This is a genomic window from Rhizobium sp. 11_C7_N12_5, from assembly GCF_051811145.1.
Lineage (GTDB): Bacteria > Pseudomonadota > Alphaproteobacteria > Rhizobiales > Rhizobiaceae > Rhizobium > Rhizobium lusitanum.
This window is the reverse complement of record NZ_JBPWPY010000002.1, coordinates 987,027-1,008,902: the sequence shown is the minus strand read 5'-3', so window position 1 is coordinate 1,008,902 and position 21,876 is coordinate 987,027. Positions and strand designations below refer to the sequence as shown.

The window sequence follows — 21,876 nt, the reverse complement described above, 5'->3', positions numbered from 1 at the left end:
AGTCAAGCCCGCATCGTGAGGGTGCCTTTAATTTGGTGAGGTCGCCGAGATGGCATTAGGTGCGATGCCGCCGTACATCGGCAAGGAGCGGCGTACCGGATCAATCGATCGGTTGGCGTCCTGAGAGAACCGCCTGTGCGATTGCGCTGGCGCTGGCGACATGCTCCATGGCTGCCTGGTAGGCGCCCTCGCCGTCTCCGCGCCGGATGGCATCGACGATCCGCGCCATCTGCACTGGCCCCTGAACATCGCGATTTTGCGTCTTGATCGTCATCGAGCGCAGATGATTGATGCGCACGGTCAGAAGATTGACGACGCCCCACGCGATGTGGCGGTCGACCATGCTGAAAAGCGTCTGATAGAAGGATGAGGTATGGGCGAGTACACCAGCCATATCCTTGTCCCGGTAGCTGTTTCTGATGTCCTCAAGGGATTTGTCCAGAGCATCGGCAATGGCGGGATTGCGCTGCTCGGCGCAAAGACGCGCGGCCATGCCTTCCAATGCGCCGCGGATCTCATAGATCTGCTTCGCCTCGTCATGGTTGAGCTGGGCGACGATCGGCCCCTTGTTCGGCAGATTGGCGACGAGGCCTTCGGATTCGAGGTGGCGCAGAACCTCGCGTACGATCGTGCGGCTTACACCAAGCTGGGCGCAGAGATCACGCTCCACCAGACGATCCCCCGGGCGGAAATAGCCATTGAGGATCGCCTCCCGCACTTTGTCGAGCGCCAGTTCGCGCAACGTCTTGGCCGGACGCTCCACGCGAATTGCCGTGCCGTGCGCATCATCATTCATTCCAACACCTCTGTTTCAGACGTCAACTTCCGTCCCTTGCCGCAGGGACGGTCAAGTTTCGGATACCATATTATGGCCTACCAAGATTATGCAATGGCGAGATGGAGTCAATGCAACTGGATAAACCGTTGCGAACAACCCCTACTCCAATGTCACCGACAAGGATATCAGGAACTTTTTTGCGACGGGCGGGGCGCGGAAGTCTGATTGAGAATATGGGCGGGGAGCTGATCCAGGCACGACAAATTCCACTCCGCAGTCTTCCGACCACGGAGTTCTGCCCTTTTCTGCCAGGCATCAGTACGCAGCAACGGCGCCTCGGAACTGCAGGTCAGTTCAATCTGGCGAGCGGCCTGCCATCGGTATCGAAGAGGTGGCAAGCGGCAGGTTCCATGTCGAGAGACAGAGCTGTGTGGAGCGGAGTCGTATCCGTACCTTCCGTCTGCACGACAAGCGACTGGTTCGATCCGATATCCACATGCAGGATCGTGAGGCCGCCCAGCCGCTCCGCCAGCATTGCTTGGCCGGGGAAGCGTCCATTCGGGTCGATGCGGATATGTTCAGGGCGGATGCCAAGTGTCAGGTTGGCTCCTACCGTTCCGCCGAAGGCCGGCACAGTGATCCTGTGTCCGCCCGGCAGCGCGACGGATATGCCTTGAGGTCCGGTCGATTCGACCACGGCCGGAAGAAGGTTCATCTTCGGCGAGCCGATGAAGCCGGCCACGAAGATATTTGCCGGTCGGTTGTAAAGCTCAAGCGGCGAACCGACCTGCTCGATGCGGCCGGAGTTCAGGACCACGATCTTATCGGCCATGGTCATCGCCTCGATCTGATCGTGGGTAACGTAGATCATCGTTGCCGCCAGCCGCTCATGCAGCCGCATCAGCTCCAGCCGCATGTTGACGCGCAAAGCGGCATCGAGATTGGACAAGGGTTCGTCGAAGAGGAAGATCTTCGGATTGCGTACGATCGCCCGGCCGATGGCCACACGTTGCCGCTGACCGCCCGACAGGTCCTTCGGCCGACGGTCGAGCAGATGCGCGAGCTCAAGAACCTCGGCAGCTTCCCTGACCTTGCGATCACGGTCGGCGGAGGAAACGCCTGCGATCTTCAGCGCAAAACCCATGTTCTCGGCGACCGTCATGTGCGGATAGAGCGCATAGGACTGGAAGACCATCGCCAGGCCGCGTTGCGACGGATCCACATCGTTGGCGCGGGCGCCATCGATCATCAGATCACCGCCGGTGATCTTCTCCAGGCCGGCGATCATGCGCAACAACGTAGACTTGCCGCAGCCGGACGGGCCGACAAAGACCACGAATTCACGGTCGTCCACATCCAGATCGATGCCCTTGATGACTTCGAGCGCGCCATAGGTCTTGCGGGCGTCGCGCAGCTTGAGATTAGCCATTGCTGGCCTCCTTTCTTTCGATGGATGGACTGGCGCCAATGTCTGCCTCCTGCCCGAGGATGAGGCTGGCCGCGCCGATCAGGCCGGCATGACGCCCGAGCTGGGCGGCAACAATGGGGACCCCGCGATAAGCCGGCATGGCGCGTTCGCGAACGGTCGCCACCACAACTTCCTGCAGAAGATCGAAGCCATGCGAGATACCGCCACCCATTACCAATATGTCTGGCGAATAGAGATGCAGCAGATTGGTAAAGCCGATGCCGAGCCAGCGCGCTTCCGCATCCAGCAATTCCATCGCCAGCGCATCGCCCTTTCGTGCAGCCTCAACCACATGCCGCCCGCTGACGTCGCCATCGCTGGCAATCGCACGCATCAGCGAGCCGTCGAATTTCCGGGTCCGTGCCGTTGCATGACGCCCCAAAGCCGTTCCCGAGGCAACGGCCTCGAAACAACCGATCGCGCCACAAAAGCACCGCTCCCCTTCGTTCGTGATGGTCATATGCCCGATCTCGGCCGCCAGGCCGCGCCGGCCGTGCAAAGTCCGGCCGTTGGCGATCACGCCGCCGCCGATACCCGTGGAGACCGTCACGAAAACCATCGAATCCGCGCCGCGACCCGCTCCGTAGTGCCATTCGCCGAGGGCTGCCGCATTCGCGTCGTTCTCCAGCCGGACCGGCAGTTCGAAGCGATCGGAGAGAATGGTCGCCAGCGGCACCTCATGCCAGCCGATAAGCGTCGGCGGCCCGATGACGATACCGGCCTTGGGGTCGAGCGGTCCCGGTGCGCCGACACCTATGCCGATGGGAGAAAGGTCGGGCGTTTGCGCCAGCACCTCGGCTGCGAGCTGTTCCATCTGCCGCGTCACCGCCGCAGGTCCATCGGCGGCCGCCGTCGGCATGGCCGAGAAGGCCAGAAGGCTTCCTGCCTCGTCGACGAGTGCGGCGCGAAGCTCCGTTCCGCCGAGATCAAAGGCAAGGGCAACCTTGTTCACGCAACCCCGCTTTCCAAGCCATGGAGCCAGGCGATGCGGCCGGCTAGATCCTTGTCGCCGAAGGCGAGCGAGCCGAGAACAACCGTCTGCGCGCCGGCCTTGCGCAGGAGCGGCACGGTCTGCTCGCGGATGCCGCCATCGGCCGCAAGGATGATCTGGTCCTCACGACCGGATTGCTTGAGCAAGTCACGCGCTTCCAAAAGCCGGTCGCATGCCCTATCGGAAAGGCTCTGCCCCTTGACGCCGATGGACGTGCCAAGCAGCGTCACGAAGGCAACATGATCGATGAACGGCTTGATCGCCGAAACCGGCGTTTCCAGCCGCAGCACCACCCCTGCTTCGGCGCCAAGCTTTCTTGCGAGCCCTACAGCACGCAACCCCGCCTCGCCATTCTCGGCGTGGACGCTGATCAGATCGGCTCCCGCCTCGATGAATTGGCGCGTCTGTTCCTCGACGATTTCACCTTCGACCATCAGATGCACATGGATGGGCTTGGCGGTCGCTTTGGCGATGCGGGCGACGAAATCCGGAAAGAACAGGAATCCCGGGGTAAAGCGGGCGTCGGCGACATCGATATGGTGCAGGTCGACAAAGGGCTCGATCCGCTTCAGATCGGTTTCCATATTGGCAAGATCCGCCGACCAGAGCGAGAACTCGCCGAGCAATCGGTTACGGGGCAGTGCGGCGATGGCAGCCGGGCCGGAAAGAGGTTTGGATGTCATGATCGAAAGAGGCTCCGGATTGAACTGGATGCAAGGAAATCGGTGATGGCGCCTTGGATTTCGGCGAAATGCCGCGCCTTGTCGGCGGTCTTGGCAGTGACTTCGATGTAGCGTGCGCCGGGAACGGTTTCGGCGAGCGTGAGGGCGCAGGAGAGCGGATGGATCGCATCCTGTTCGTTTCCGATGACCAGCGTCCGAACTTTGATGGCTGCCGTGTCGGCCTTCGATACGCCAGGCCCATCGGCGGCGATGTCTCCAAGGACGGATGCGAAATCGAAGGCGTCCGGCCGCTCGAAATAGCCGAGCAGCGAAGAGAAATTGTCGGGCGCCTCGGACGCGATCCGACGCCCGATTTCCGAGGCGATAAAGCGTTCCCTGGCTTCCGCAACCGGATGTGAACGGATCAGGGCCGCAACGGCGCGACCAGGCTCGAGATTGTCCGGTGATGCCTCGAATATCCAGGCAGGACGCACGAGAACGAGTCCCGCGACACGGCCGGGGTGATGATGGGCAAGATGCAGCGCAATGGCCGCTCCCATCGAAATGCCGCCGACAACAAAACGGTCGAAACCATGTTCGGTGGCCGCTGCCAACACGTCCTCGGCGAACATATGGATCGAAAAGGGTCGCGCGCTGCCAAGCGACGAGGCGCCATGCCCGCGGCACTCCAGCGTCAGTCGATGGATATCCGCGGAGGTTGGAACATTCTGTGCTACCTGTGCCTCGTCAGCGCCAAGACCGTGCTGAAAGACGACCGGAAGCCCCTGCCCTTCGCGATAGACGGCAAGACTTGCATCGGCACGCATGAATGACGTCTTTCCCATCAGATCAGCCCCTTAAGGAACGCTGCTACGCCGAGGGCCTCGGGCGCCGAGAGGCCATGTGTGACGAGTGGGCCGTCGAAGCCCACGGCCCGCAGCTGTGCAATGAAATCCGGAAAATCGACGATGCCCTGCCCCGCGGTAGCGAAGCGACCATCGGCATGACGATCCTTGGCATGCGCGAGAGCTATACGGCCCGCCGCGGTTTCGACCGCCTTCTCGACGGTCACCCGCGCCTGCTCCGGCGTCGCCTGCTCGAACAGATTGGCGGGATCGAGCACGATGCGCAGCCGTCGCGATCCCATTTCCTCGATCAGCCGCCTGGCGTCCTTAGCCGACGTGACGATATTGGCTTGCTCCGGCTCGATGCCGAGATCCACACCATGCCGCTCCGCCAGTTCCAGAGCTTTCGACATTTCAGCCGCCATGTCGGCCCAGGCGGCGGGATCGCCGTTGTCGGGATGATGGGCCCATTGGTCGTTCGGGTCGCGCGTACCGGTGCAAAGCGTCACGAGCGGAATGGAGAGTGCCGCCGCCGTCTCGATGACGACGGCGAGTTGGGCCATGCCCGTTCGACGCACGGATATGTCCGGATGGGCCATGTTGTAGGTGCCGGAGAGAGCTGCAAGCGAGATCCCGGTGGCGCGCACTGCCGTCCGGATTTCCGCAAGCGTCGTCTCAGCGACGGCATCGGGCATCGAGGGCAGTCCGCAGCAGGCGAGATTGAACTGCACACATGCGTAGCCGCTGTCGCGCACGGCCGAGAGAACACCGAGCGGCTCGGTCCCCGGAAAGGTCTTGGCGAAGATCCCGATCTGCATCAGACCGCTCCCGTGACCAATGCAAGTTCGACGCGCTCGCCCCGTTCCACCGATCGGGCGATCGCCACCATCGCGCGGATCGAAGCCAGGCCGTCCTCGACGTCGGCCCCGCGCATCGGCGCACCATTCAACGCCGTATCAGCGAGGCCTTCGAGCTGCCGGCGGAAGAAATGGCCGTCGGCACCGAGCGGCTTCCTAGTGGTCGCATCCTTCTCATGGAAAATCTCGACCTCGCTCGAGCGGAAGTACCAAGGATTGAAGGTCTTGGCGAGGATCGAGCCGTTTTCACCATAGAGCTGGAAGCCCTCATGCCAATCCATGCGCACGGCAACGGTCAGATCCAGATGGCCGAGCGCGCCACTGGCGAATTCGGTTTCCACGAACCAGCAGTAAGCACCGGCTCGCTCTAGAAGCCGAGCGCGCACTGCAACGATATCGCCGCAGAAGAAACGCGCGGTGTCGACCAGATGCGAGCCATGCGCCAGCATGAAATATTGCCGCAGGTCGGCCTTCGGATTACCGGCCGGCTTGCGCGCAAGCTTGCTGGTGACAGGCAAGGGCTGCACCGCATCCGTATTGGTATAGCGGTGGGTGGAATCGCAATACCAAGCCTTCATCGCAAAGATCTGGCCGATATCGTCGCGGACGAAATCGCGCGCCGCCTCCAGCGCCGGATCGAAGCGCTTCATGTGCCCGACCTGCAGAATCCTGCCGGAGCGGCGCACGGCCTCGGCGAGCTGCAGTCCCTCCTCGATCGACACGCCAATGGGTTTCTCGCACAGCACATGCTTTCCGGCTTCCAGCGCCTTGATGGACATCGGCACGTGATAGGCGTCGGATGTCGCGACGATCACGGCCTCGAGATCGGGATCGGCGAGCATTTCATCATAGTTGTCGTATATCTTCTGCGGCTCGTAGGTCGCGCCCATGCGTGCCAGGAGATCGGGCGCCGCATCGCAGATCGCATAGAGATCGGCATTCCTGGCCTTCACGCAGGATTCCAGGTGCGCGAACTGGGCGATCGGCCCGCAGCCGAGCACTCCGACGCGAAGACGGCGATTTTCCTTTTCGATCATGGTTCTCTTCCTTATGCGCCGTAGCCGCGCATGGTTCCGCGGTTGGCTCTGACCGCGGCGGCAGGGTCGGCGGCTGCGGTTTCGGATTCTTCCTCCAACACCAGCCAGCCATTGAAGCGCGGCGCTGTGGAGACGAGATCGATCACGGCAGGCGTGTCGAGAATACCCTTGCCGAGCATCGCCCATCGGTCATTGGCGTCGACGTCCTTGAGGTGCAGGTAGCGGATGCGATCCTGGTAGGCGCGCATCGTATCGAGCATGTCAGCATGTCCGCGCAGGATATGGCCGGTATCCGGCACCCAGCCAACCAGGCTCGGGTCGAGCAAGGCGAAGATGCGGTCATAATCGGCGCGGTCGAACAGCAGAGTATTGTGATGCGAACTCGGATGCACGGCGACATCGACGCCGCTGGCTTTGCCCAGTTCTCCGGCGCGATTGTAGAAGTCGCCGGCGATGGCGAACTTGTCATCGCGCGGGCCGTCTGAGACGACGGTGGCCGAGCCGATGGAGACGAGTGCGCCCGGAAAATGGGCGGCGTAGTCGATCCAGCGCCGCGCCGTCGCAAGATCGTCATTAGTCGCATCGGCGACCGTGAAGCCGCTCTTCGAGCCGAAGGCGAAGGAAACGAGCGTCAAGCCGTGGCTTTTCAGCGCGCTCGCGAAAGCATGCGGGTCTGCCGCGTAGCGGCCGATCATCGTATCGGTGATTTCGATGCCGAGATAACCGCCGGCGGATATGGCCGACAACAGATCGTCGGCCGTTCCTCTCCAGGCATCGCCGAGCATTTCCCACGTAAATGTCTGACAGCCGACTTTTATGTCCTTGCTCATTCCCGCTATTCCTTGATTCCGCCTTGGGTCAGGCCTTCGATGATGTGTCGTTGGAAGAAGAGCACCAAGACAATGAGCGGCACGGTGACGACAGCCGATGCGGCGGCGATGTCTCCCCAGGGCACGTAATATTGGTTGGTGAAATTGGCGATGCCGACCGGGATCGTCTGGCTGTCGCTATCCGAGGTGAAGGCCAGCGCGAACAGGAACTCGTTCCAGGCGGTGATGAAGGCAAGCAGGCCTGTCGTGACCAGGCTCGGCAGCGACATCGGCAGGATGATATGCCAAAGCAGGCCGACCGGACCGACGCCGTCCATGCGGGCCGCCTCGTCGATCTCGCGCGGCAATGTCTCGAAGTAGCCGAATAGGACCCAGGTCACCAACGGCAGTCCGAGTGCGAGATAGGTGATGATCAACGCCGTATAGGTATCGAGCAACCCGAGATCCGACGCAATGAGATAGAGCGGCCCGACGAGTGCGATCTGCGGAAACATCGAGACCGAAAGGATGACCGTCAGGATGCCGAAGCGCCCTTTCACATCGAGGCGCGACAGCGAAAAGGCGGCGAGCGAGCCGACGATCAGGCAGAGAGCCGTGGTCGACAACGCGACGATGAGCGAGTTCAGCACATAGTGATGCAGGCCTTTTTCGATGAAGGCGTTATAGTAATGCTCCAGCGTGAACGGGTTCGGAATGAGCGAGGGCGTTCCCTCGGTCAGCGCCTTGTCGAGCTGGAACGATGTCGAGAATTGCCAGAGGAACGGGCCGGCGGACCAGATGAGAATGAGCAGTGCGCCGAAGTAGATGACGAGGCTTTGAAAGACGGAGCGGCTTTCGTTCATGTCGTCTTCCTTATCTGCCGCACGAGGAAGATGCAGAAGACAACGGCGATCAGCCCCTCCGTGATGAACATGGCGGTCGAGACGGCCGAGCCATAGCCGAACTGAAGCGTCGAAAAGAGCACCTTGTAGGACAGCGTCGAAAGCGTCTCGGTGGAATCGGCCGGGCCGCCGCCCGTCAGCACATAGACCAGATCGAAGACACGGAACGCATCGAGCGCGCGAAAGAGGCCGGCAATCAGCAGCGTCGGCATCAAGAGCGGCAGCCGGATATGCCAGAAGATCGTCCAGGCTCTCGCGCCGTCCATGCGGGCGGCCTCGACCAGGGATTTCGGAACGGTCTGCAGCCCTGTCAGCAGCAGAAGCGCCATGAACGGCGTGGTTTTCCAGACGTCGGCAAGGATGATCGTCGTCAGGGCCGTATCGGGCGAGCCGTACCAGTTGACGTTCTGATCGATCAGCCCCGCATGCAGCAGGATGAAATTGATGATGCCGTGCTGACCATCGAAGAGCCAGCCGAACATCTTCGATGTCACGACGGTCGGCATGGCCCAGGGCACGAGCATGGCGGCGCGGATCATGCCGCGGCCGGCGAAGGTCTCGCAAAGGATGAGCGCCATCGCAAGGCCGATGAACGTCTCCAGCCCGGTCGAGATCACGGTGAACCAGATGGTGTGCCACCAGGCATTCCAGAAAGGCGGATCGGCCAGCAATTGCACATAGTTGGCGATGCCGATGAAATCATTGTCCTGAGTGATCAGCGAGCGATTGGTGAAGGACAGATAGAGGCCGTTGAAGATCGGATAGAAGGATACCGATGCGAGCGAGATGAAAGCCGGTAACAACAGCAGCCAGGGCCAGAGGGCGCTTGGCAGCGCCCTCGATTTGCCTGGGGTTCGCTCGGACGCGGGAACCGTCATCGTTACGGCCATTTCAGCCAACGATCTTGTTGATCTGGGTAGCCGCCGCCTGCAGTTCCGCCTTGACGTTGCCGCTGACCAGCGCCTTCGAAATGCTGGACTGCAATGCCAGCGTCACCTTGGCATATTGCGGCGTGATCGGCCGCGGTGTGGCGCCGGTGAAGACGCTCTGGAGGCTCGCCATGAACGGCTGCTCGGCCTTCAGCTTTGCATCCTGGAATATCGCCGGGCGCGAGGGTGCCAGACCGAAATTAAGGGCCAGCCGGGTTTGGGTTTCCGGCGACGACATCCAGGTCAGGAATTCGATCGCCGCTTCCCGCTTCTTGGAATTGGCATTGATGCCCAGTTGGTAGCCGCCGAGGCACGCAGCACTCTTGCCGCCGGCAAAATGCGGCAGCGGAGCGACGGCAACCTTGTCGACGACATGCGAGGCCTTTGGATCCTGCGCGATCGGATAGACATAGGACCAGTTGCGCATGAACATCGCCTCGCCCGACGTAAACGGCTGGCGAGAAGGCTCCTCATCCCAGGACAGGACGTTCTGAGGGCTGATCTTCGTCTTGTTGATGGTGTCATAGAGGAACTGGATCGCTTCGACGGCAGCATCATCGCCGATGACCGAGGATTTACCGTCGGCGGAAAGGATGGAACCTCCGTTGGACGCGATGATTTCGACGGCGTCGCAGATCAGGACTTCCGCCTGTTTGCCCTGCCAGAGATAGCCGAACTTGGCGTCGCCTGCCTTCTGTGCCTCAGCCGCGATCGTTGCCATGTCGGCCCAGGTTTCCGGCACCTTGCCGCCATGCTTCTCCACCAGATCCTTGCGATAGTAGAACATGCCGGAATCGACGAACCACGGCAGCGCGGTGAGTTTGCCGCCATAGGTGCAGGCGGCGACCGTACCGGGGAAATATTCGGCGCGCTTGTCCTTCGGGAAATATTCGTCGAGCGGCAAGGCCCAGCCCGCGGCCGCAAAGCCTGCGATCCAGATGACATCCTGGCTGAAGACATCAGGCGTCCCATTGCGGCGTGCCAGCTGCTGGACGAGCCCCTGATAGACTTCTGTCGACGAGCTTGGCGGCGGCAGCTCGATGAACTTGACGGTCACCCGGCTTTGCGACTCGTTGAAAGCCTTGACGAGATCGCCAAGCCCTTCCTTGCCGAAGAAGCTCGCGCTGGCGAAGCTGATTTCCGTCCGGTCGGCCGCGCGCGCCGGGCGTATGCCGAAGCCGGACGCAACGCTAAGTGTCGCCGCGCCCGCCGCACCGAGCAGCAGCTGGCGGCGGTCGAGCATTATCGATTGGCTGATCATCTTGGAGTCAGCCGGCGTCTTCTTGAAACCTGTCATGTTTCCCTCCCAGGAAGACTGGCGACCTCCGTATCTCCGCGCCAGTATTCGCACATGTTTCATAAAAAATTGTCGCGCGTCAAGAAATAAGATGCTTTAAATCACATCTGGAATCGTCGTTCGGGTGCGTCGACGCGCCGCGAACGAATGAAGTGCATCAGGGAGGATTGAAAATATGACAGGCAATTCAAAGGGAAAGCTCGGTGTCGGAGTCATTGGCTGCGGTAATATCTCCATGACTTATCTGCGCAATGCGGCGCTGTTTGCCGGCGTCGAATTGCGCGCCTGCGCCGATATATCGGCCGATGCGGCCGCACTGCGCGCTCGTGAATATCGCATTCGCGCCTTGAGCGTCGACCAGCTGCTCGCCGATCCAGAGGTCGATCTGGTCCTGAACCTCACGGTTCCCGCCGTGCATTTCGACGTGACCATGTCGGCCCTGTCTGCCGGCAAGCATGTCTTCACCGAGAAGCCGCTCGCGACATCGGCGGCCGATGGCCGCCTCCTTGTGAAGGAAGCCAGGCGCCGCGGCTTGCGGCTGGGCTCGGCCCCCGACACATTCCTCGGCGCGGCGGGCCGTCGGGCACGGCGCTTGATGGAGGAAGGCGCGATCGGTCGTCCGGTCAGCGGTACGGCCTTCATGATGGGGCGCGGCATGGAGCACTGGCACCCCAATCCGCACTTCTACTACCAGCCGGGCGGCGGTCCTGTCTTCGACATGGGCCCCTATTATCTGACTATGATGGCGAACCTGCTCGGGCCGGTCGTGCGCGTCATGGCGATGGCGACGAAGGGCCAGGAAGAACGCCTCATCACCGCCGATGGCCCGTTCAAGAACACGAGCTTCAAGGTCGGCACACCGACCAATGTTCTCTCGCTGCTGGAATTCGCATCCGGCGCCACGGTCAATTTCGGCGCCTCGTGGGACGTCTTCCGCCACTCCAATCATCCGATCGAACTGCATGGCACCGAGGGGTCGCTGCGCCTGCCAGACCCCGACACGTTCGGCGGAACGGTATCCCTGTCCGAGCGGGGCGCCGATTGGCGTGATTTCGACAGCGACGGCGAACTCTATGGGAAGAGGAATTGGCCATATGCGGCGCCGGATCGGGCAAATTACCGCATGCTTGGCGTTGCCGACCTCGCGCGCTCGCTTGAGGAGAACCGGCCGCCACGGGCATCCGGCGATCTTGCGCTGCATGTACTCGAAATCATGGAGGCCATTCTGGCTTCAGGAGAAAGTGGACAATCCGTCAGGATTGCGGGCGATCTTACGCAGCCGCCATTGCTCGGCGAGGACGAAGCGCGCAGTCTTCTCGCCTGACGCCAGCCGGGGGACGCTGATATGACTAAACAGCCCGATGAAAACGCCCGACAGCTTCTCGATCTTGGCAAGAGATCGAAGCCTCGCGTATTCGAAGATGGTACGCCCGAACAAGCCCGCCTCGATTACAATGCCGGCTTCCTCTCGGTTCAAGGCGCCAAGGAGACCGTAACCTCGTTAGAGGACAGGCAGATCGACGGTCCGAACGGCCGGATCAATCTGCGCCTCTATCGTGGCATCGATACGCCATCGCGGGATGCCGCCGCCCTGCTCTATCTCCACGGCGGCGGCTGGATGCTTGGCAATCTCGATTCGCATGATGAGATTTGCCGATGGTTCGCCAATATCGCGCGGTGCGTCGTCATCTGCCCGGACTACCGTCTGGCGCCCGAACACAGGTTTCCGGTCGGCTTGGCGGACTGCGCGGCGACATTGATCTACATGGCTCGGAATGCGGCCGAACTCGGCATCGATCCCCTGCGCATAGCGGTCGCCGGAGATAGCGCCGGCGGCAATCTTGCGGCGGTTCTGGCGCTGATGGCGCGCTCTGGCGAAGTGCCGACGCTTGTGGCGCAGCTACTGATCTATCCCAATACCGATGCCGCACAGACGGCGGACAGCTATCGTCGCCATGGCGAAGGTTTTGGCCTGACATCATCAACGATGCGATGGTTTCGCGATCACTATGTCCGCAGCAGTGCGGATATCCTCGATTGGCGAGTTTCGCCGCTGCGCGCGGAAAGTCTGGCGGACGTCGCCCCCGCCTTCGTCCTCCTTGCGGAGTACGACATCCTTGCCGACGAGGGCCTCGCCTATGCCGAGCGTCTGCGAGAAGACGGTGTCCCCGTGTTACTTCGCCAATGGCCCGGGCAGATCCACGGCTTCGTCTCGATGGGCAAGTACATTCCCGTCGCACGCCAGGCGGTCGAGGAAGCGGTTGCGGCATGGCGCGGCTTCGAAGAGGTTTCCGATCAAACGATGCCTTGAGGCAGCGTCAGGCCGATTGCCGCATGACCAGCGTGCCGTTCAGGCGGACCATGGGCGCGACCGCCTGAGCCGGCGCATCCGTATCGCCGAGAAGCGCCAGCAGCGAATCGACGCTGTTTGCCGTCATGGCGGCGAAATCCTGTGCCATCGTGGTCAGCGGCGGGCAGGTATAGCGGCTCAGCGGATGATCGTCATGCGCGGCTATCCGCAGATCATCGCCCTTCTTACGTCCGACTTTCAGCCCATGGGCGAAAGCGGCGGCCATGACGCCGAAGGCGAGACGATCGTTGGCGCACAGAATGGTCCGGCGCGGCAGGGTGTTCGCATTCAGGATGTCGTCCATCTGCTGGTAACCGACATGCTCGAACTCCCAGGTGTAGGAGGCCGTCGTCTTGATCACCAACGGCTCGTGGCCGGAGGCCTCCATCGTGGCGATGTAGCTCGCCAGTCTCTCCGGCGAGTTGTGATTGACATGAGGAATATCAAGATAGGCCGGCGCTTCGCCGGACCGGCAGAGATATTCGACGATCGTCGCGACGCTCTGCCTGTTGTCATTGCCGATGAAAGGCGTATTCCCCTCGATGTAGGTGTCGAAATAGACGATCGGCACATTTTGCGCCAGCCTCTCGAACGCCCGCGGATGGGACGTCTGTCCGAGCGGCGCGGCCACGGCACCTGCGACCTTCAAGGAGAGCATCGTGTTGACGGCTTCCCTCTCCAGTTCCGGCAGACCATGCGAGGAAAACACGATCGGCCAATAGCCTTCGACGCGCAGCCTCAACTCGAGACGATTGACCATCTCCGCATAGAATGGATCGGTCAACGCCGGAACGAGAATGCCGATATTGCGGGTTCTCTTCCGGTTGAGATTTCGTGCATAGATGTTCGGCTGATAGTTGGACGAACGGAGAGCAGCTTCGATCAGAGCACGCGTTACCGGCTTCACACTGGTCGGATCGTCGAAATATTTGGAAAGCGTGGGACGGGAGACGCCGCAGGACTTTGCGAAATCCTCCATTGTCTTATGCGTCATTTTTTCCATCGAATGCCGACCATCCTGCCTGAGCCGAACCGCTCGCTTTTCCCGTTATGCGTCCACTCGAAAGCAAGCGCAATCGACGACACAAATTCCGGTAAAGTTTTCCGGAACTTACGTCATGCAAAAATATTACGTGCGCAAATTTATTAATTGACGCACAAAAGTTCAAGTCTTAGAAACTTGACCGGTTCAAAGGCTTCGCGCCGCCAAAATTGAAACCACCACGAAGTGAGTTCAGCCTGCATGAAAAAGCTCGTCAGTGCCGGAGAGATCGTCGTCGAAATCATGGCGGATCGGGTCGATCAAAGCCTTGCCGAGCCCGGGCTGCTGCACGGTCCCTTTCCTTCCGGTGCGCCTGCGATCTTTATCGCCCAGGCTGCACGCCTTGGCCAGCCGGCTGGCCTGATCAGCGCGGTGGGCGATGACGATTTCGGCCATCTCAATATCGATCGATTGCGGGACTGGGGCGCGGATGTTTCGGCCATTGCCATCCACAAGGGACAGGCGACGGGCACGGCCTTCGTTTCCTATCGGGCCGACGGCAGCCGCCACTTCGTCTTCAACATCAAGAACAGCGCGGCCGGATCGATCGAGATCGACGAAGGGGCCGTGGCACTTCTGGCCGGTGCCGATCATTTCCACGTCATGGGCTCCTCGTTATTTTCCGAGAGGGCGACGTCAGTCATTCTCGCGAGTATCGAAATGGTCAAGCGCAAGGGCGGCACGGTCTCCTTCGATCCAAACATCCGCAAGGAGATGATCGAGCTGCCCGGCATGCGCGAGGCGCTGACCAAGGTTCTGATGTTGACCGATATTTTCCTGCCGAGCGGCGAGGAACTGTTCATCTTCACCGATGCCGCCGACGAGGCTTCGGCGGTAACCGAAATGCTGGCGCGCGGCATTTCGGCGGTGATCGTCAAAAAAGGCTCTGCGGGTGCCGTCTATTACGACCGGCATCGTCAGGTCACGGCCCAGGGCTTTCCTGTCACAGAGGTTGATCCAACTGGTGCAGGTGATTGTTTTGGCGCGGGATTCGTCTCGCTCTGGCTCCGTGGCGCTCATCCCGAAGACGCTTTGCGCATAGCCTGCGCGTGTGGGGCGCTGGCCGTCACGCGCAAGGGGCCGATGGAAGGAATCGCAACGCTCGCCGAGGTGCAGGCATTCCTTGATGACGCAATCGGGAGGCCTTCGCCATGAATGCGACGCAACGGCTGGCAAGAATGCCGCAACGCCGCGCCGAGGGATTGCCAACCGGTATCACCTCCGTCTGCTCTGCACACCCGCTTGTCATCGAGGCGGCGTTGACGCATGGCAAAGCCAGAAATGCCGATGTGCTCATCGAGGCGACCTGCAATCAGGTCAATCAGGATGGCGGCTACACCGGCATGACGCCTGCCGATTTCCGGACCTTCGTAGAGGCGATTGCCGCAAAGGTCGGGTTCGCTCCGGACAGGCTCATTCTGGGCGGCGATCATCTCGGTCCCAATCCATGGAAGCATTTGCGCGCCGATGAGGCGATGTCGAAGGCGAAGACAATGATCGACGCCTTTGCTGCTGCCGGCTTTACCAAGCTCCATCTCGATACCAGCATGGCCTGCGCCGACGATCCGCAGGCGCTGCCCGATGCGACGATCGCGGCCAGGGCCGCGCAATTGGCCGAGGTATCGGAAGCCCGGGTCCGTCAATCCGGAACGCAGGCTCCAAGCTACATCGTCGGCACGGAAGTCCCTGTTCCCGGCGGCGCGGTCGAGGCGCTGGACCATATGCACATAACCACGCCGGACGATGCGCTCGCGACGGTGGAGCTGCATCGCCACGCCTTTGCTCAATTGGGTCTCGACGAGGCCTTTGCGCGGGCGATCGGCGTTGTCGTCCAGCCCGGTGTTGAATTCGGCAATGCCGAGGTGATTGGCTATCAGCGCCGGCCAGCCGCCAGCCTGGCCGCCACCTTGAGCGACATGCCGCAATTCGTGTTCGAGGCGCATTCGACCGACTACCAGAGCGCCGAGGCGCTTCGCGATCTTGTCAGCGACGGCTTTGCGATCCTCAAAGTCGGCCCCTGGCTGACCTTCGCCCTTCGCGAAGCCCTGTATGGCTTGAACTCGATCGCCGAAGTGCTTGCTCCGCGCGCGATTGGCCAAACGCTGCCGGCAGCGATGGAACAGATCATGTTATCCTCGCCCGAACACTGGCAAAAATACTATCCGGGCGATGCGCGCGAGCAGTTTATCCAGCGGCATTACTCTTTCAGCGACCGCATTCGTTATTACTGGGCTATGCCTGCTGCACAGGGGGCGGTGGATGAGCTGATGTCGGCCCTCGAAGGGCGCATCATCCCGCGCCCCTTGATAAGCCAATATCTCGGCCATCTGGAGCCCATGATTGCCGATGGATCGGTCATGCCGGAGGCGCGGGCTCTCGTGCTCGCCAACGTCGTCCGTGTGCTCGACATCTATGCCGGTGCGATCGACGGCGCGACCCGGCAATAGCGCAGCGTTGAACGGCTCACGCAAGCTTTCTCGAGATGAGAAGAGGCCCAGACGAGGCAATCTCCAGCGCCAGATGGTCATAGTTTTCGATGCTTGGATGCCGCGTGATGAGCGGTGCGCGGTGGGTCGCGCTGATCACGAGTACGGAAGCGCCGGCGGTTTCGGCTGCTTCGACGCCGGCGGGAGCGTCCTCGAAAACGAGACATTCCTCAATGGGTTGCGCCAATGTCCTCGCAGCCAACAGAAAGCAATCAGGCGCCGGTTTGCCGTTCTGTACGTCCTCGCCGGCGATCAGCACCGGCGGCCAGGGAAGGCCGGCTGCCTCGAGGCGGACCCTGGCCAGTTCCCGTGGAGCGGAGGTGACGATCGCCCAGCGATCCCGAGGCAGGCTTTCCAGGAAATCGAGTGCACCCGTAATCGGCTCAACGCCGACCACATCGTCGATCTCAGCCTGGGTCAGAAGCCTGACCTCCTCGGCCGGATCAATCCCCGACAGGCCGAGCCGGTTGATCGTTTCAATCGCCTTTCTGCCGTGAACGGTGGCCAACAGGCTTTCTGCATCGACACCTCGCCGCTCCGCCCACGCTGTCCAGACCCGCTCGGCAACCGCAATGGAGTTCAGGATGGTTCCATCCATATCGAACAGGAAGGCGCCGAAGGAGCGGCCGGAAAAAAGCGTCACGGCTGATCCTCGGTTTTCTGATTGGACGACAGTCGGTCAAGGATCGCCTGCGCGGTATTGGCATCGGTGACCAGCGCGTTGATCATCCCGGATCGCGCCGCTCCGATAATGCCGGGTGCCTTGCCCGGAGTGGCGGCAACGGCAATGCACAGAGGCACCCTTCGCAACTGTTCCGGCGAGGCCGCGATCATCCGTTCCTCGCCGTCCCAATGCAGGATCTCGCCGGCTTCGGTGACATAGTGGCGCAATACGTCGCCTGCGGCATGGCTCAGCGCCCTTTCTCCCGGCAGCGCTGCCGTCGCCTCGGATGGGTTCGACGCGTGCGTCAAACCGACGCCGACGATCGCCGCATCCAGCCTGTCCCAGAGCGACGTCACCTGCTGCACCGTTGGATCGGCGAGGAAAGCGTCCCTGAGTTCGGTGGAGGAAACATAGGGAGCATGCAGGAAATGCGGCATGCCGCCCATCTGGGCGGCCGCCTGACGCACGAATTCATTGATCTGGAAGTGTGCCGCTGCCTGCTGCATGCCGCCATTGAGGGCGACGGTAATAATTCCGGGCAATTGCGGCAGGCCGGCAAGCGTCACCTCCCGCACCGCCCTTCCCCAGCCGATGCCGAGCGTCGAGCCCGAGCGCAGCCCCGCCTGCTGCATGAGCGAGCCGACCGGAGCAGCAAGCGCGCTCAAGACGTTGGATGACGGCGTGTCGATCACCGCGGCCCTGCGCAATTTCAGACCATCGATCAGTGCGGTGCTCAGATCTTCCGACGGCGAATGATCGATCACCTCGATCCTGACGATCCCGACCGAGCGAGCCCGCTGCAGCAGTCGCGAGACCGTGGCCGTCGATAGGCCAAGCTTCTTGGCGATATCCACCTGCGACATGTCGGACTGGTAATGCAGCTTGGCGACGGTATGCAGCAAAGCACGATTTGCTGCAGCCTCCTGCGACTGAGATGAATTCAGGTTGAAATTCCTTTCTGCAATGTGTTACACATTTCCTGCTTGAGGAGTTATCGCTCAAAACAGCCGATTTCGCAACGCTTATGCGGCGGCACATGCGCACCCTCAATATCAGAGGTTTGGCCTCTCCTGGGAGTGGAGAAGTCAAACCGGCATCATTGCCGTTTCGCACGGCCGGAGGAAGGATCAGATGACGAGATTGACCACAGCGGAAATGCGCGGCTATCAGCAGATTTGCGGTAGCGATGGCGCCATGATGGTGATTGCCTGCGATCAGCGCGGCGGCATGCGCAGCCTGTTGGCCAAGGACCCGGCGGAACAGGCCGCCATCTCCGACAAGGTATTGGGCGACACCAAGGCCGATATCGCCCGTTTCCTGGCAAGCAAGGCGTCCTGCGTTCTGGTCGACCCGATCTGCGCGGTGCCTGCACTGGTCGATGATCGGATCATCCAGCGCGATACCGCGCTCCTGATCGGCCTCGATGCCTCTGGTTGGGATACTTCGCCCGAAGGCTATCGTTTGTCGAAGCTGGTTCCCGGCATTTCCGCCCGCCGCGTGCGCCAGCTGGGCGCCACTGGCGGCAAGATCATGGTCTATCTCCGCTCGGATCGCGATGAGGCGAATGTCCGCAACATCGAAATTCTGCGCCAATGCATCGAGGATTTCGCGCGCGAGGATCTGCTGCTCGTCGTCGAGTTCCTCACTTACAAATTCGAAGATGAGGACGAAGCAGACTACAAGGCCAAGCTGCCCTCGCTGATCGTCGGCGGCAGCCGGATCTGCCTGAATTGCGGCGCGAAGGTCTTGAAGATCCCCTATCCGGGCTCGACGGAAGCCTGCGCCGAGGTCACGCGCCTCGCGGGCGATGTCCCTTGGGCTGTCCTGTCCGCGGGCGTCGATCACGCAACTTTCCTCTCGCAGGTCGAGGATGCCATGCGCAACGGCGCCTCCGGCGTCATCGCCGGCCGCTCGCTCTGGAAGGACTGCATTTCCCTGGACCGCACGGTGACGAAGGATCGGCTTGAAACGGTTGCCGTACCGCGGCTTCGCGAAATTCAGGCTCTTATCGCCACACACTTCAAAGGCGCTGGCTCGAAGAGCGCCAACCAGGGGCAGCGCGCCAATGCCTGATATCGCCATCGGCGTGGACATTGGCGGCACGAATATTCGCGCCGCTCTCGTCTCCGATCGCGGCGAGATCCTCACGAAACTGTCGGAGCGGACACCGACCGATCCCCTTCAAGTCCTCGAACGCGTGATCGCCATGGCTCGCCAGCTCGACCGACCGGACGTTGCTGGCATCGGTCTCGGCATCCCCGGCCGCGTCGATGTCGCCAACCGCGAGATCCTGTCGGGCGGCATCCTCAATCTTGCCGGTCTCGACTTTGCGGAGCGGATCGAGGCGGCTATCGGGAAGAGAGTGGTCGTTGAGAATGATTGCAGCATGGCGCTGATCGCCGAGATGCGCATTGGCGGCGCGAAAGGTTACAGAAACGTCGCCATGCTGACGATCGGAACGGGCATCGGCGGCGCTGTCGCCCATGCCGGCAGCATCTATCACGGCCACAGGGCGGCCGGACAGCTTGGCCATATCTGCGTCTCGCAGGATGGCCCGCCTTGCCCGTGCGGCAGACGCGGCTGCGTGGAGACGTTCAGTTCGGGAACCGCACTGCGCCGTCACATAGCCGAAGCCGGCCTGTCGGCCGCCGCCGTCGGCGAGGTTTTCGATTTGGCCGCCGCAGGAAACGACGATGCCAGGCGTGTCTTGCGCCAGTGGGCTGCACCTTTGCGCGCGGCCCTCGACAACATCGCAGCGACGATGGATCCGGAAGTCATCCTGCTCGGTGGTGGTCTCGGCTGCGACGCCGCGCGTGCGCTTGCCGACCTCCCGGCGGTCGCTCCATGGTTTTGCCCGGCAATATTGCCGGCCAAGCTCGCCGATGATGCAGGCGTCATCGGCGCCGGCCTGTCGATCTTCGGCAATGCCGGCGGGACGGCCGAAAAGCATGTCGTGCTGGTCAACGGCGTGCCGGCCTCGGGAAAGAGCCGGCTCGCCAAGGCGCTGTCCGAGCGCACCGGCTGGCCGATTCTCTCCCTCGACGGCATCAAGAATCCGTTCCTGCAGCATATCGGCCCCGTCGACCGCGACTTCAATCGCACCTTGGGAAAAGCGAGCTACCAGGCGATCTGGTCCCTCATTGCCGATGCGCCGGCCGGTTCGACATTTATCGTCGATGCCTGGTTCGGCTTTCAGCCGAAAGCACTGCTCGATGCCTATATAGCGGATGCAAAGATCGCGCGGGTAGCCGAACTCTGGTGCAAGGTTCCCGGGACTGTTGCCGGCGAGCGCTATGCCACCCGCCTGAAAGATCGATTGCCGGGCCATCCGGGCGCCGAATATGTACAGGAACTGGTTGCGCTTGCCGATCGTGCCGAGCCCATGGGTTGCGGGGCCGTGATGACGATCGACCAGACGAAGGAGCTGGATATGGACGCTGTCGTGGCGTGGGTTTCGCAGGTGTTCGGCGGCAGCTAATGCGGCCGCCGTCCAGGCGGCCGGTACAGGGTTGGAACAATGTTTGACTGCCGCTCGACGCGATGTCTGCGGCAGATCGTAACGTTGCGGATAGCTTTAAATTGCCTAAACATATCAACCAGATGAACGAAATTCCTTGCAGAAAAAAATTACTTGACGAGCCGCAGTAAGCCACTGATTATCGCTTTGCCGGACGGGGAGGTTCGGCTTCAAGAGGAGGAAGTTATGGAGCGCCGCTCATTTCTAAAGGCTTCGGCCGTGGCATCGCTTGCCACCGGTGTTGCCGCAATCGCCGGCAGTGCCAAAGCCCAGGATAAGAAGTTTACGATTGCCCTCATTCCGGGCCTGACGACCGATGCCTTCTACATCACCATGCGCAAGGGCGCCGAAGCCGCCGCCAAGGCTGTTGGTGCAACCCTCGTGTTCCAGGGCGCACCCGACTTCAACCCGGTGACCCAGGTGCCGGTTCTTGACGCCGTAATCGCCAAGAAGCCCGACGCGATCCTGATCGCGCCGACCGACAAGGACCAGCTGATCCAGCCGCTGAAAAAGGCTGCTGACGCCGGCATTCCGGTCATCACCGTCGATACCTTCATCGGCACCGGCGTCTATCAGACCGGAAAGGGAGACGCGGATTTTCCGCTGGCCTACATCGCCTCCGACAACCTGCTCGGCGGCGCGATCGCCGCGCGTGCGCTGGCAAAGGCAGTGGGCGAGAAGGGCAAGGTCTACGTTTCCAACGTCAAACCCGGCATCTCGACCACGGACCAGCGCGAGCAGGGCTTCAAGGACGAGATGAAGAAATATCCGAACATCACCGTTCTGGATACGCAGTATAATGACGACGACGCCAACAAGGCGGCCTCGCAACTCCAGGCCGTCTATGCCCGCAACTCCGATCTCGACGGAGTCTTCGGTGCCAATCTGTTCTCGGCCCTTGGCGCAGCCAACGGCGTGCAGCAGGCAGGCCAGACGGGCAAGATCCGCGTGGTCGCCTTCGATGCGCCGACGACGATCGTCGACAACATCAACTCCGGCCTCGTCGATCTGGCGATTGCACAACATCCGGCTGAAATCGGCTATTTCGGCGTCATGGCGGCCTATGCGCATCTGACCGGCAACTCGATCCCGACAGCGATCGGCACTGGCTTCACGGTCATCGACAAATCGAACGTCGCCGACAAGAACGTCGCGAAGTTCATCTACTCCGACTAATCGGTTGAACTCTGTGCCTCGTCCATGGGGCGGGGCACGTCTCTGATCATAATGGAGGGAATGGCG

At 61.5% G+C, this 21,876-nt stretch carries 21 protein-coding genes; 7 read left to right on the top strand and 14 right to left on the bottom strand.

Annotated features, from left to right (window positions below):
- Positions 1-100: 100 nt before the first annotated feature.
- From AB8B29_RS23715 to AB8B29_RS23665, 11 genes are all read right to left on the bottom strand, one after another.
- Positions 101-796: a GntR family transcriptional regulator gene (locus AB8B29_RS23715; protein ID WP_168597709.1), complete on the bottom strand. Its 696-nt coding sequence runs from the start codon at positions 794-796 to the stop codon at positions 101-103.
- Positions 797-1,127: 331 nt separating this feature from the next.
- A complete protein-coding gene (locus tag AB8B29_RS23710; protein WP_113102421.1) occupies positions 1,128-2,207 on the bottom strand; it encodes a sn-glycerol-3-phosphate ABC transporter ATP-binding protein UgpC in 1,080 nt (359 codons plus the stop codon).
- Positions 2,200-3,198: an ROK family protein gene (locus AB8B29_RS23705; RefSeq protein WP_113102422.1), complete on the bottom strand. Its 999-nt coding sequence runs from the start codon at positions 3,196-3,198 to the stop codon at positions 2,200-2,202. Before AB8B29_RS23705 ends, AB8B29_RS23710 begins: the two co-directional genes overlap by 8 nt.
- Entirely contained in the window at positions 3,195-3,920 is a 726-nt protein-coding gene (locus tag AB8B29_RS23700; RefSeq protein ID WP_047640497.1) for a ribulose-phosphate 3-epimerase, read from the bottom strand. Before AB8B29_RS23700 ends, AB8B29_RS23705 begins: the two co-directional genes overlap by 4 nt.
- Positions 3,917-4,744, bottom strand: coding sequence for an alpha/beta fold hydrolase (locus AB8B29_RS23695; protein ID WP_113102423.1), 828 nt, complete (start codon positions 4,742-4,744; stop codon positions 3,917-3,919). The genes AB8B29_RS23700 and AB8B29_RS23695 overlap by 4 nt, the downstream gene beginning before the upstream one ends.
- Positions 4,744-5,562, bottom strand: coding sequence for a sugar phosphate isomerase/epimerase family protein (locus AB8B29_RS23690; protein ID WP_113102424.1), 819 nt, complete (start codon positions 5,560-5,562; stop codon positions 4,744-4,746). The genes AB8B29_RS23695 and AB8B29_RS23690 overlap by 1 nt, the downstream gene beginning before the upstream one ends.
- Positions 5,562-6,638 (bottom strand): Gfo/Idh/MocA family protein, encoded by a 1,077-nt coding sequence (locus tag AB8B29_RS23685; RefSeq protein WP_113102425.1) that lies wholly within the window; start codon positions 6,636-6,638, stop codon positions 5,562-5,564. The genes AB8B29_RS23690 and AB8B29_RS23685 overlap by 1 nt, the downstream gene beginning before the upstream one ends.
- An 11-nt stretch (positions 6,639-6,649) precedes the next feature.
- On the bottom strand, positions 6,650-7,468 hold the full coding sequence (locus AB8B29_RS23680; RefSeq protein ID WP_047561599.1) for a sugar phosphate isomerase/epimerase family protein: 819 nt from the start codon (positions 7,466-7,468) through the stop codon (positions 6,650-6,652).
- A 5-nt stretch (positions 7,469-7,473) separates the two neighbouring features.
- On the bottom strand, positions 7,474-8,310 hold the full coding sequence (locus AB8B29_RS23675) for a carbohydrate ABC transporter permease (RefSeq protein WP_047561597.1): 837 nt from the start codon (positions 8,308-8,310) through the stop codon (positions 7,474-7,476).
- On the bottom strand, positions 8,307-9,227 hold the full coding sequence (locus AB8B29_RS23670; RefSeq protein WP_234903949.1) for a carbohydrate ABC transporter permease: 921 nt from the start codon (positions 9,225-9,227) through the stop codon (positions 8,307-8,309). Before AB8B29_RS23670 ends, AB8B29_RS23675 begins: the two co-directional genes overlap by 4 nt.
- 13 nt (positions 9,228-9,240) lie before the next feature.
- Positions 9,241-10,575, bottom strand: a complete 1,335-nt coding sequence (locus AB8B29_RS23665) for an ABC transporter substrate-binding protein (protein WP_037200229.1) — start codon at positions 10,573-10,575, stop codon at positions 9,241-9,243.
- Positions 10,576-10,750: 175 nt separating this feature from the next.
- On the opposite strand from AB8B29_RS23665, the gene AB8B29_RS23660 reads away from it, so the two are divergent.
- Positions 10,751-11,899: a Gfo/Idh/MocA family protein gene (locus AB8B29_RS23660; protein WP_037200228.1), complete on the top strand. Its 1,149-nt coding sequence runs from the start codon at positions 10,751-10,753 to the stop codon at positions 11,897-11,899.
- Positions 11,900-11,920: 21 nt separating this feature from the next.
- Complete coding sequence (locus AB8B29_RS23655; RefSeq protein ID WP_113102426.1) at positions 11,921-12,886, top strand: alpha/beta hydrolase; 966 nt, start codon at positions 11,921-11,923, stop codon at positions 12,884-12,886.
- A gap of 7 nt (positions 12,887-12,893) precedes the next feature.
- On the opposite strand, the gene AB8B29_RS23650 is transcribed toward AB8B29_RS23655, so the two are convergent.
- Positions 12,894-13,928, bottom strand: a complete 1,035-nt coding sequence (locus AB8B29_RS23650) for a LacI family DNA-binding transcriptional regulator (protein ID WP_113119530.1) — start codon at positions 13,926-13,928, stop codon at positions 12,894-12,896.
- A 240-nt stretch (positions 13,929-14,168) separates the two neighbouring features.
- Here AB8B29_RS23650 and AB8B29_RS23645 point away from each other — a divergent pair, with 240 nt between their 5' ends.
- Both AB8B29_RS23645 and AB8B29_RS23640 read left to right on the top strand, forming a co-directional pair.
- Positions 14,169-15,122 carry a sugar kinase gene (locus tag AB8B29_RS23645; protein WP_113102428.1) on the top strand — a complete coding sequence of 318 codons (954 nt, stop codon included), beginning with the start codon at positions 14,169-14,171 and terminating at the stop codon, positions 15,120-15,122.
- Positions 15,119-16,414 (top strand): D-tagatose-bisphosphate aldolase, class II, non-catalytic subunit, encoded by a 1,296-nt coding sequence (locus tag AB8B29_RS23640; RefSeq protein ID WP_113119529.1) that lies wholly within the window; start codon positions 15,119-15,121, stop codon positions 16,412-16,414. Before AB8B29_RS23645 ends, AB8B29_RS23640 begins: the two co-directional genes overlap by 4 nt.
- A gap of 16 nt (positions 16,415-16,430) precedes the next feature.
- Here the strand turns inward: AB8B29_RS23640 and AB8B29_RS23635 are convergent, their stop codons facing one another.
- The gene (locus AB8B29_RS23635) at positions 16,431-17,096 is read right to left on the bottom strand and encodes an HAD-IA family hydrolase (RefSeq protein WP_047640508.1); all 666 of its coding nucleotides are present in this window, start codon (positions 17,094-17,096) and stop codon (positions 16,431-16,433) included.
- Positions 17,093-18,019, bottom strand: coding sequence for a sugar-binding domain-containing protein (locus AB8B29_RS23630; RefSeq protein ID WP_047640509.1), 927 nt, complete (start codon positions 18,017-18,019; stop codon positions 17,093-17,095). The genes AB8B29_RS23635 and AB8B29_RS23630 overlap by 4 nt, the downstream gene beginning before the upstream one ends.
- 229 nt (positions 18,020-18,248) lie before the next feature.
- Here AB8B29_RS23630 and AB8B29_RS23625 point away from each other — a divergent pair, with 229 nt between their 5' ends.
- The 3 genes from AB8B29_RS23625 to AB8B29_RS23615 all read left to right on the top strand — a co-directional run bounded on the left by AB8B29_RS23625 (position 18,249) and on the right by AB8B29_RS23615 (position 21,810).
- The gene (locus AB8B29_RS23625; protein ID WP_047640510.1) at positions 18,249-19,190 is read left to right on the top strand and encodes a tagatose-bisphosphate aldolase; all 942 of its coding nucleotides are present in this window, start codon (positions 18,249-18,251) and stop codon (positions 19,188-19,190) included.
- Complete coding sequence (locus AB8B29_RS23620) at positions 19,183-20,595, top strand: ROK family protein (protein ID WP_047640511.1); 1,413 nt, start codon at positions 19,183-19,185, stop codon at positions 20,593-20,595. Before AB8B29_RS23625 ends, AB8B29_RS23620 begins: the two co-directional genes overlap by 8 nt.
- A 225-nt stretch (positions 20,596-20,820) precedes the next feature.
- Positions 20,821-21,810: a substrate-binding domain-containing protein gene (locus AB8B29_RS23615; protein WP_037200218.1), complete on the top strand. Its 990-nt coding sequence runs from the start codon at positions 20,821-20,823 to the stop codon at positions 21,808-21,810.
- The last annotated feature ends 66 nt before the right edge of the window (positions 21,811-21,876 follow it).

What these genes read in the sequence shown, in the direction of transcription:
- AB8B29_RS23715 (WP_168597709.1), bottom strand. Translation starts at nt 796, where the DNA reads ATGAATGATGATGCGCACGGCACGGCAATTCGCGTGGAGCGTCCGGCC.
- AB8B29_RS23710 (WP_113102421.1), bottom strand. Translation starts at nt 2,207, where the DNA reads ATGGCTAATCTCAAGCTGCGCGACGCCCGCAAGACCTATGGCGCGCTC.
- AB8B29_RS23700 (WP_047640497.1), bottom strand. Translation starts at nt 3,920, where the DNA reads ATGACATCCAAACCTCTTTCCGGCCCGGCTGCCATCGCCGCACTGCCC.
- AB8B29_RS23695 (WP_113102423.1), bottom strand. Translation starts at nt 4,744, where the DNA reads ATGGGAAAGACGTCATTCATGCGTGCCGATGCAAGTCTTGCCGTCTAT.
- AB8B29_RS23690 (WP_113102424.1), bottom strand. Translation starts at nt 5,562, where the DNA reads ATGCAGATCGGGATCTTCGCCAAGACCTTTCCGGGGACCGAGCCGCTC.
- AB8B29_RS23685 (WP_113102425.1), bottom strand. Translation starts at nt 6,638, where the DNA reads ATGATCGAAAAGGAAAATCGCCGTCTTCGCGTCGGAGTGCTCGGCTGC.
- AB8B29_RS23680 (WP_047561599.1), bottom strand. Translation starts at nt 7,468, where the DNA reads ATGAGCAAGGACATAAAAGTCGGCTGTCAGACATTTACGTGGGAAATG.
- AB8B29_RS23675 (WP_047561597.1), bottom strand. Translation starts at nt 8,310, where the DNA reads ATGAACGAAAGCCGCTCCGTCTTTCAAAGCCTCGTCATCTACTTCGGC.
- AB8B29_RS23670 (WP_234903949.1), bottom strand. Translation starts at nt 9,227, where the DNA reads ATGACGGTTCCCGCGTCCGAGCGAACCCCAGGCAAATCGAGGGCGCTG.
- AB8B29_RS23665 (WP_037200229.1), bottom strand. Translation starts at nt 10,575, where the DNA reads ATGACAGGTTTCAAGAAGACGCCGGCTGACTCCAAGATGATCAGCCAA.
- AB8B29_RS23660 (WP_037200228.1), top strand. Translation starts at nt 10,751, where the DNA reads ATGACAGGCAATTCAAAGGGAAAGCTCGGTGTCGGAGTCATTGGCTGC.
- AB8B29_RS23655 (WP_113102426.1), top strand. Translation starts at nt 11,921, where the DNA reads ATGACTAAACAGCCCGATGAAAACGCCCGACAGCTTCTCGATCTTGGC.
- AB8B29_RS23650 (WP_113119530.1), bottom strand. Translation starts at nt 13,928, where the DNA reads ATGGAAAAAATGACGCATAAGACAATGGAGGATTTCGCAAAGTCCTGC.
- AB8B29_RS23645 (WP_113102428.1), top strand. Translation starts at nt 14,169, where the DNA reads ATGAAAAAGCTCGTCAGTGCCGGAGAGATCGTCGTCGAAATCATGGCG.
- AB8B29_RS23640 (WP_113119529.1), top strand. Translation starts at nt 15,119, where the DNA reads ATGAATGCGACGCAACGGCTGGCAAGAATGCCGCAACGCCGCGCCGAG.
- AB8B29_RS23625 (WP_047640510.1), top strand. Translation starts at nt 18,249, where the DNA reads ATGACGAGATTGACCACAGCGGAAATGCGCGGCTATCAGCAGATTTGC.
- AB8B29_RS23620 (WP_047640511.1), top strand. Translation starts at nt 19,183, where the DNA reads ATGCCTGATATCGCCATCGGCGTGGACATTGGCGGCACGAATATTCGC.
- AB8B29_RS23615 (WP_037200218.1), top strand. Translation starts at nt 20,821, where the DNA reads ATGGAGCGCCGCTCATTTCTAAAGGCTTCGGCCGTGGCATCGCTTGCC.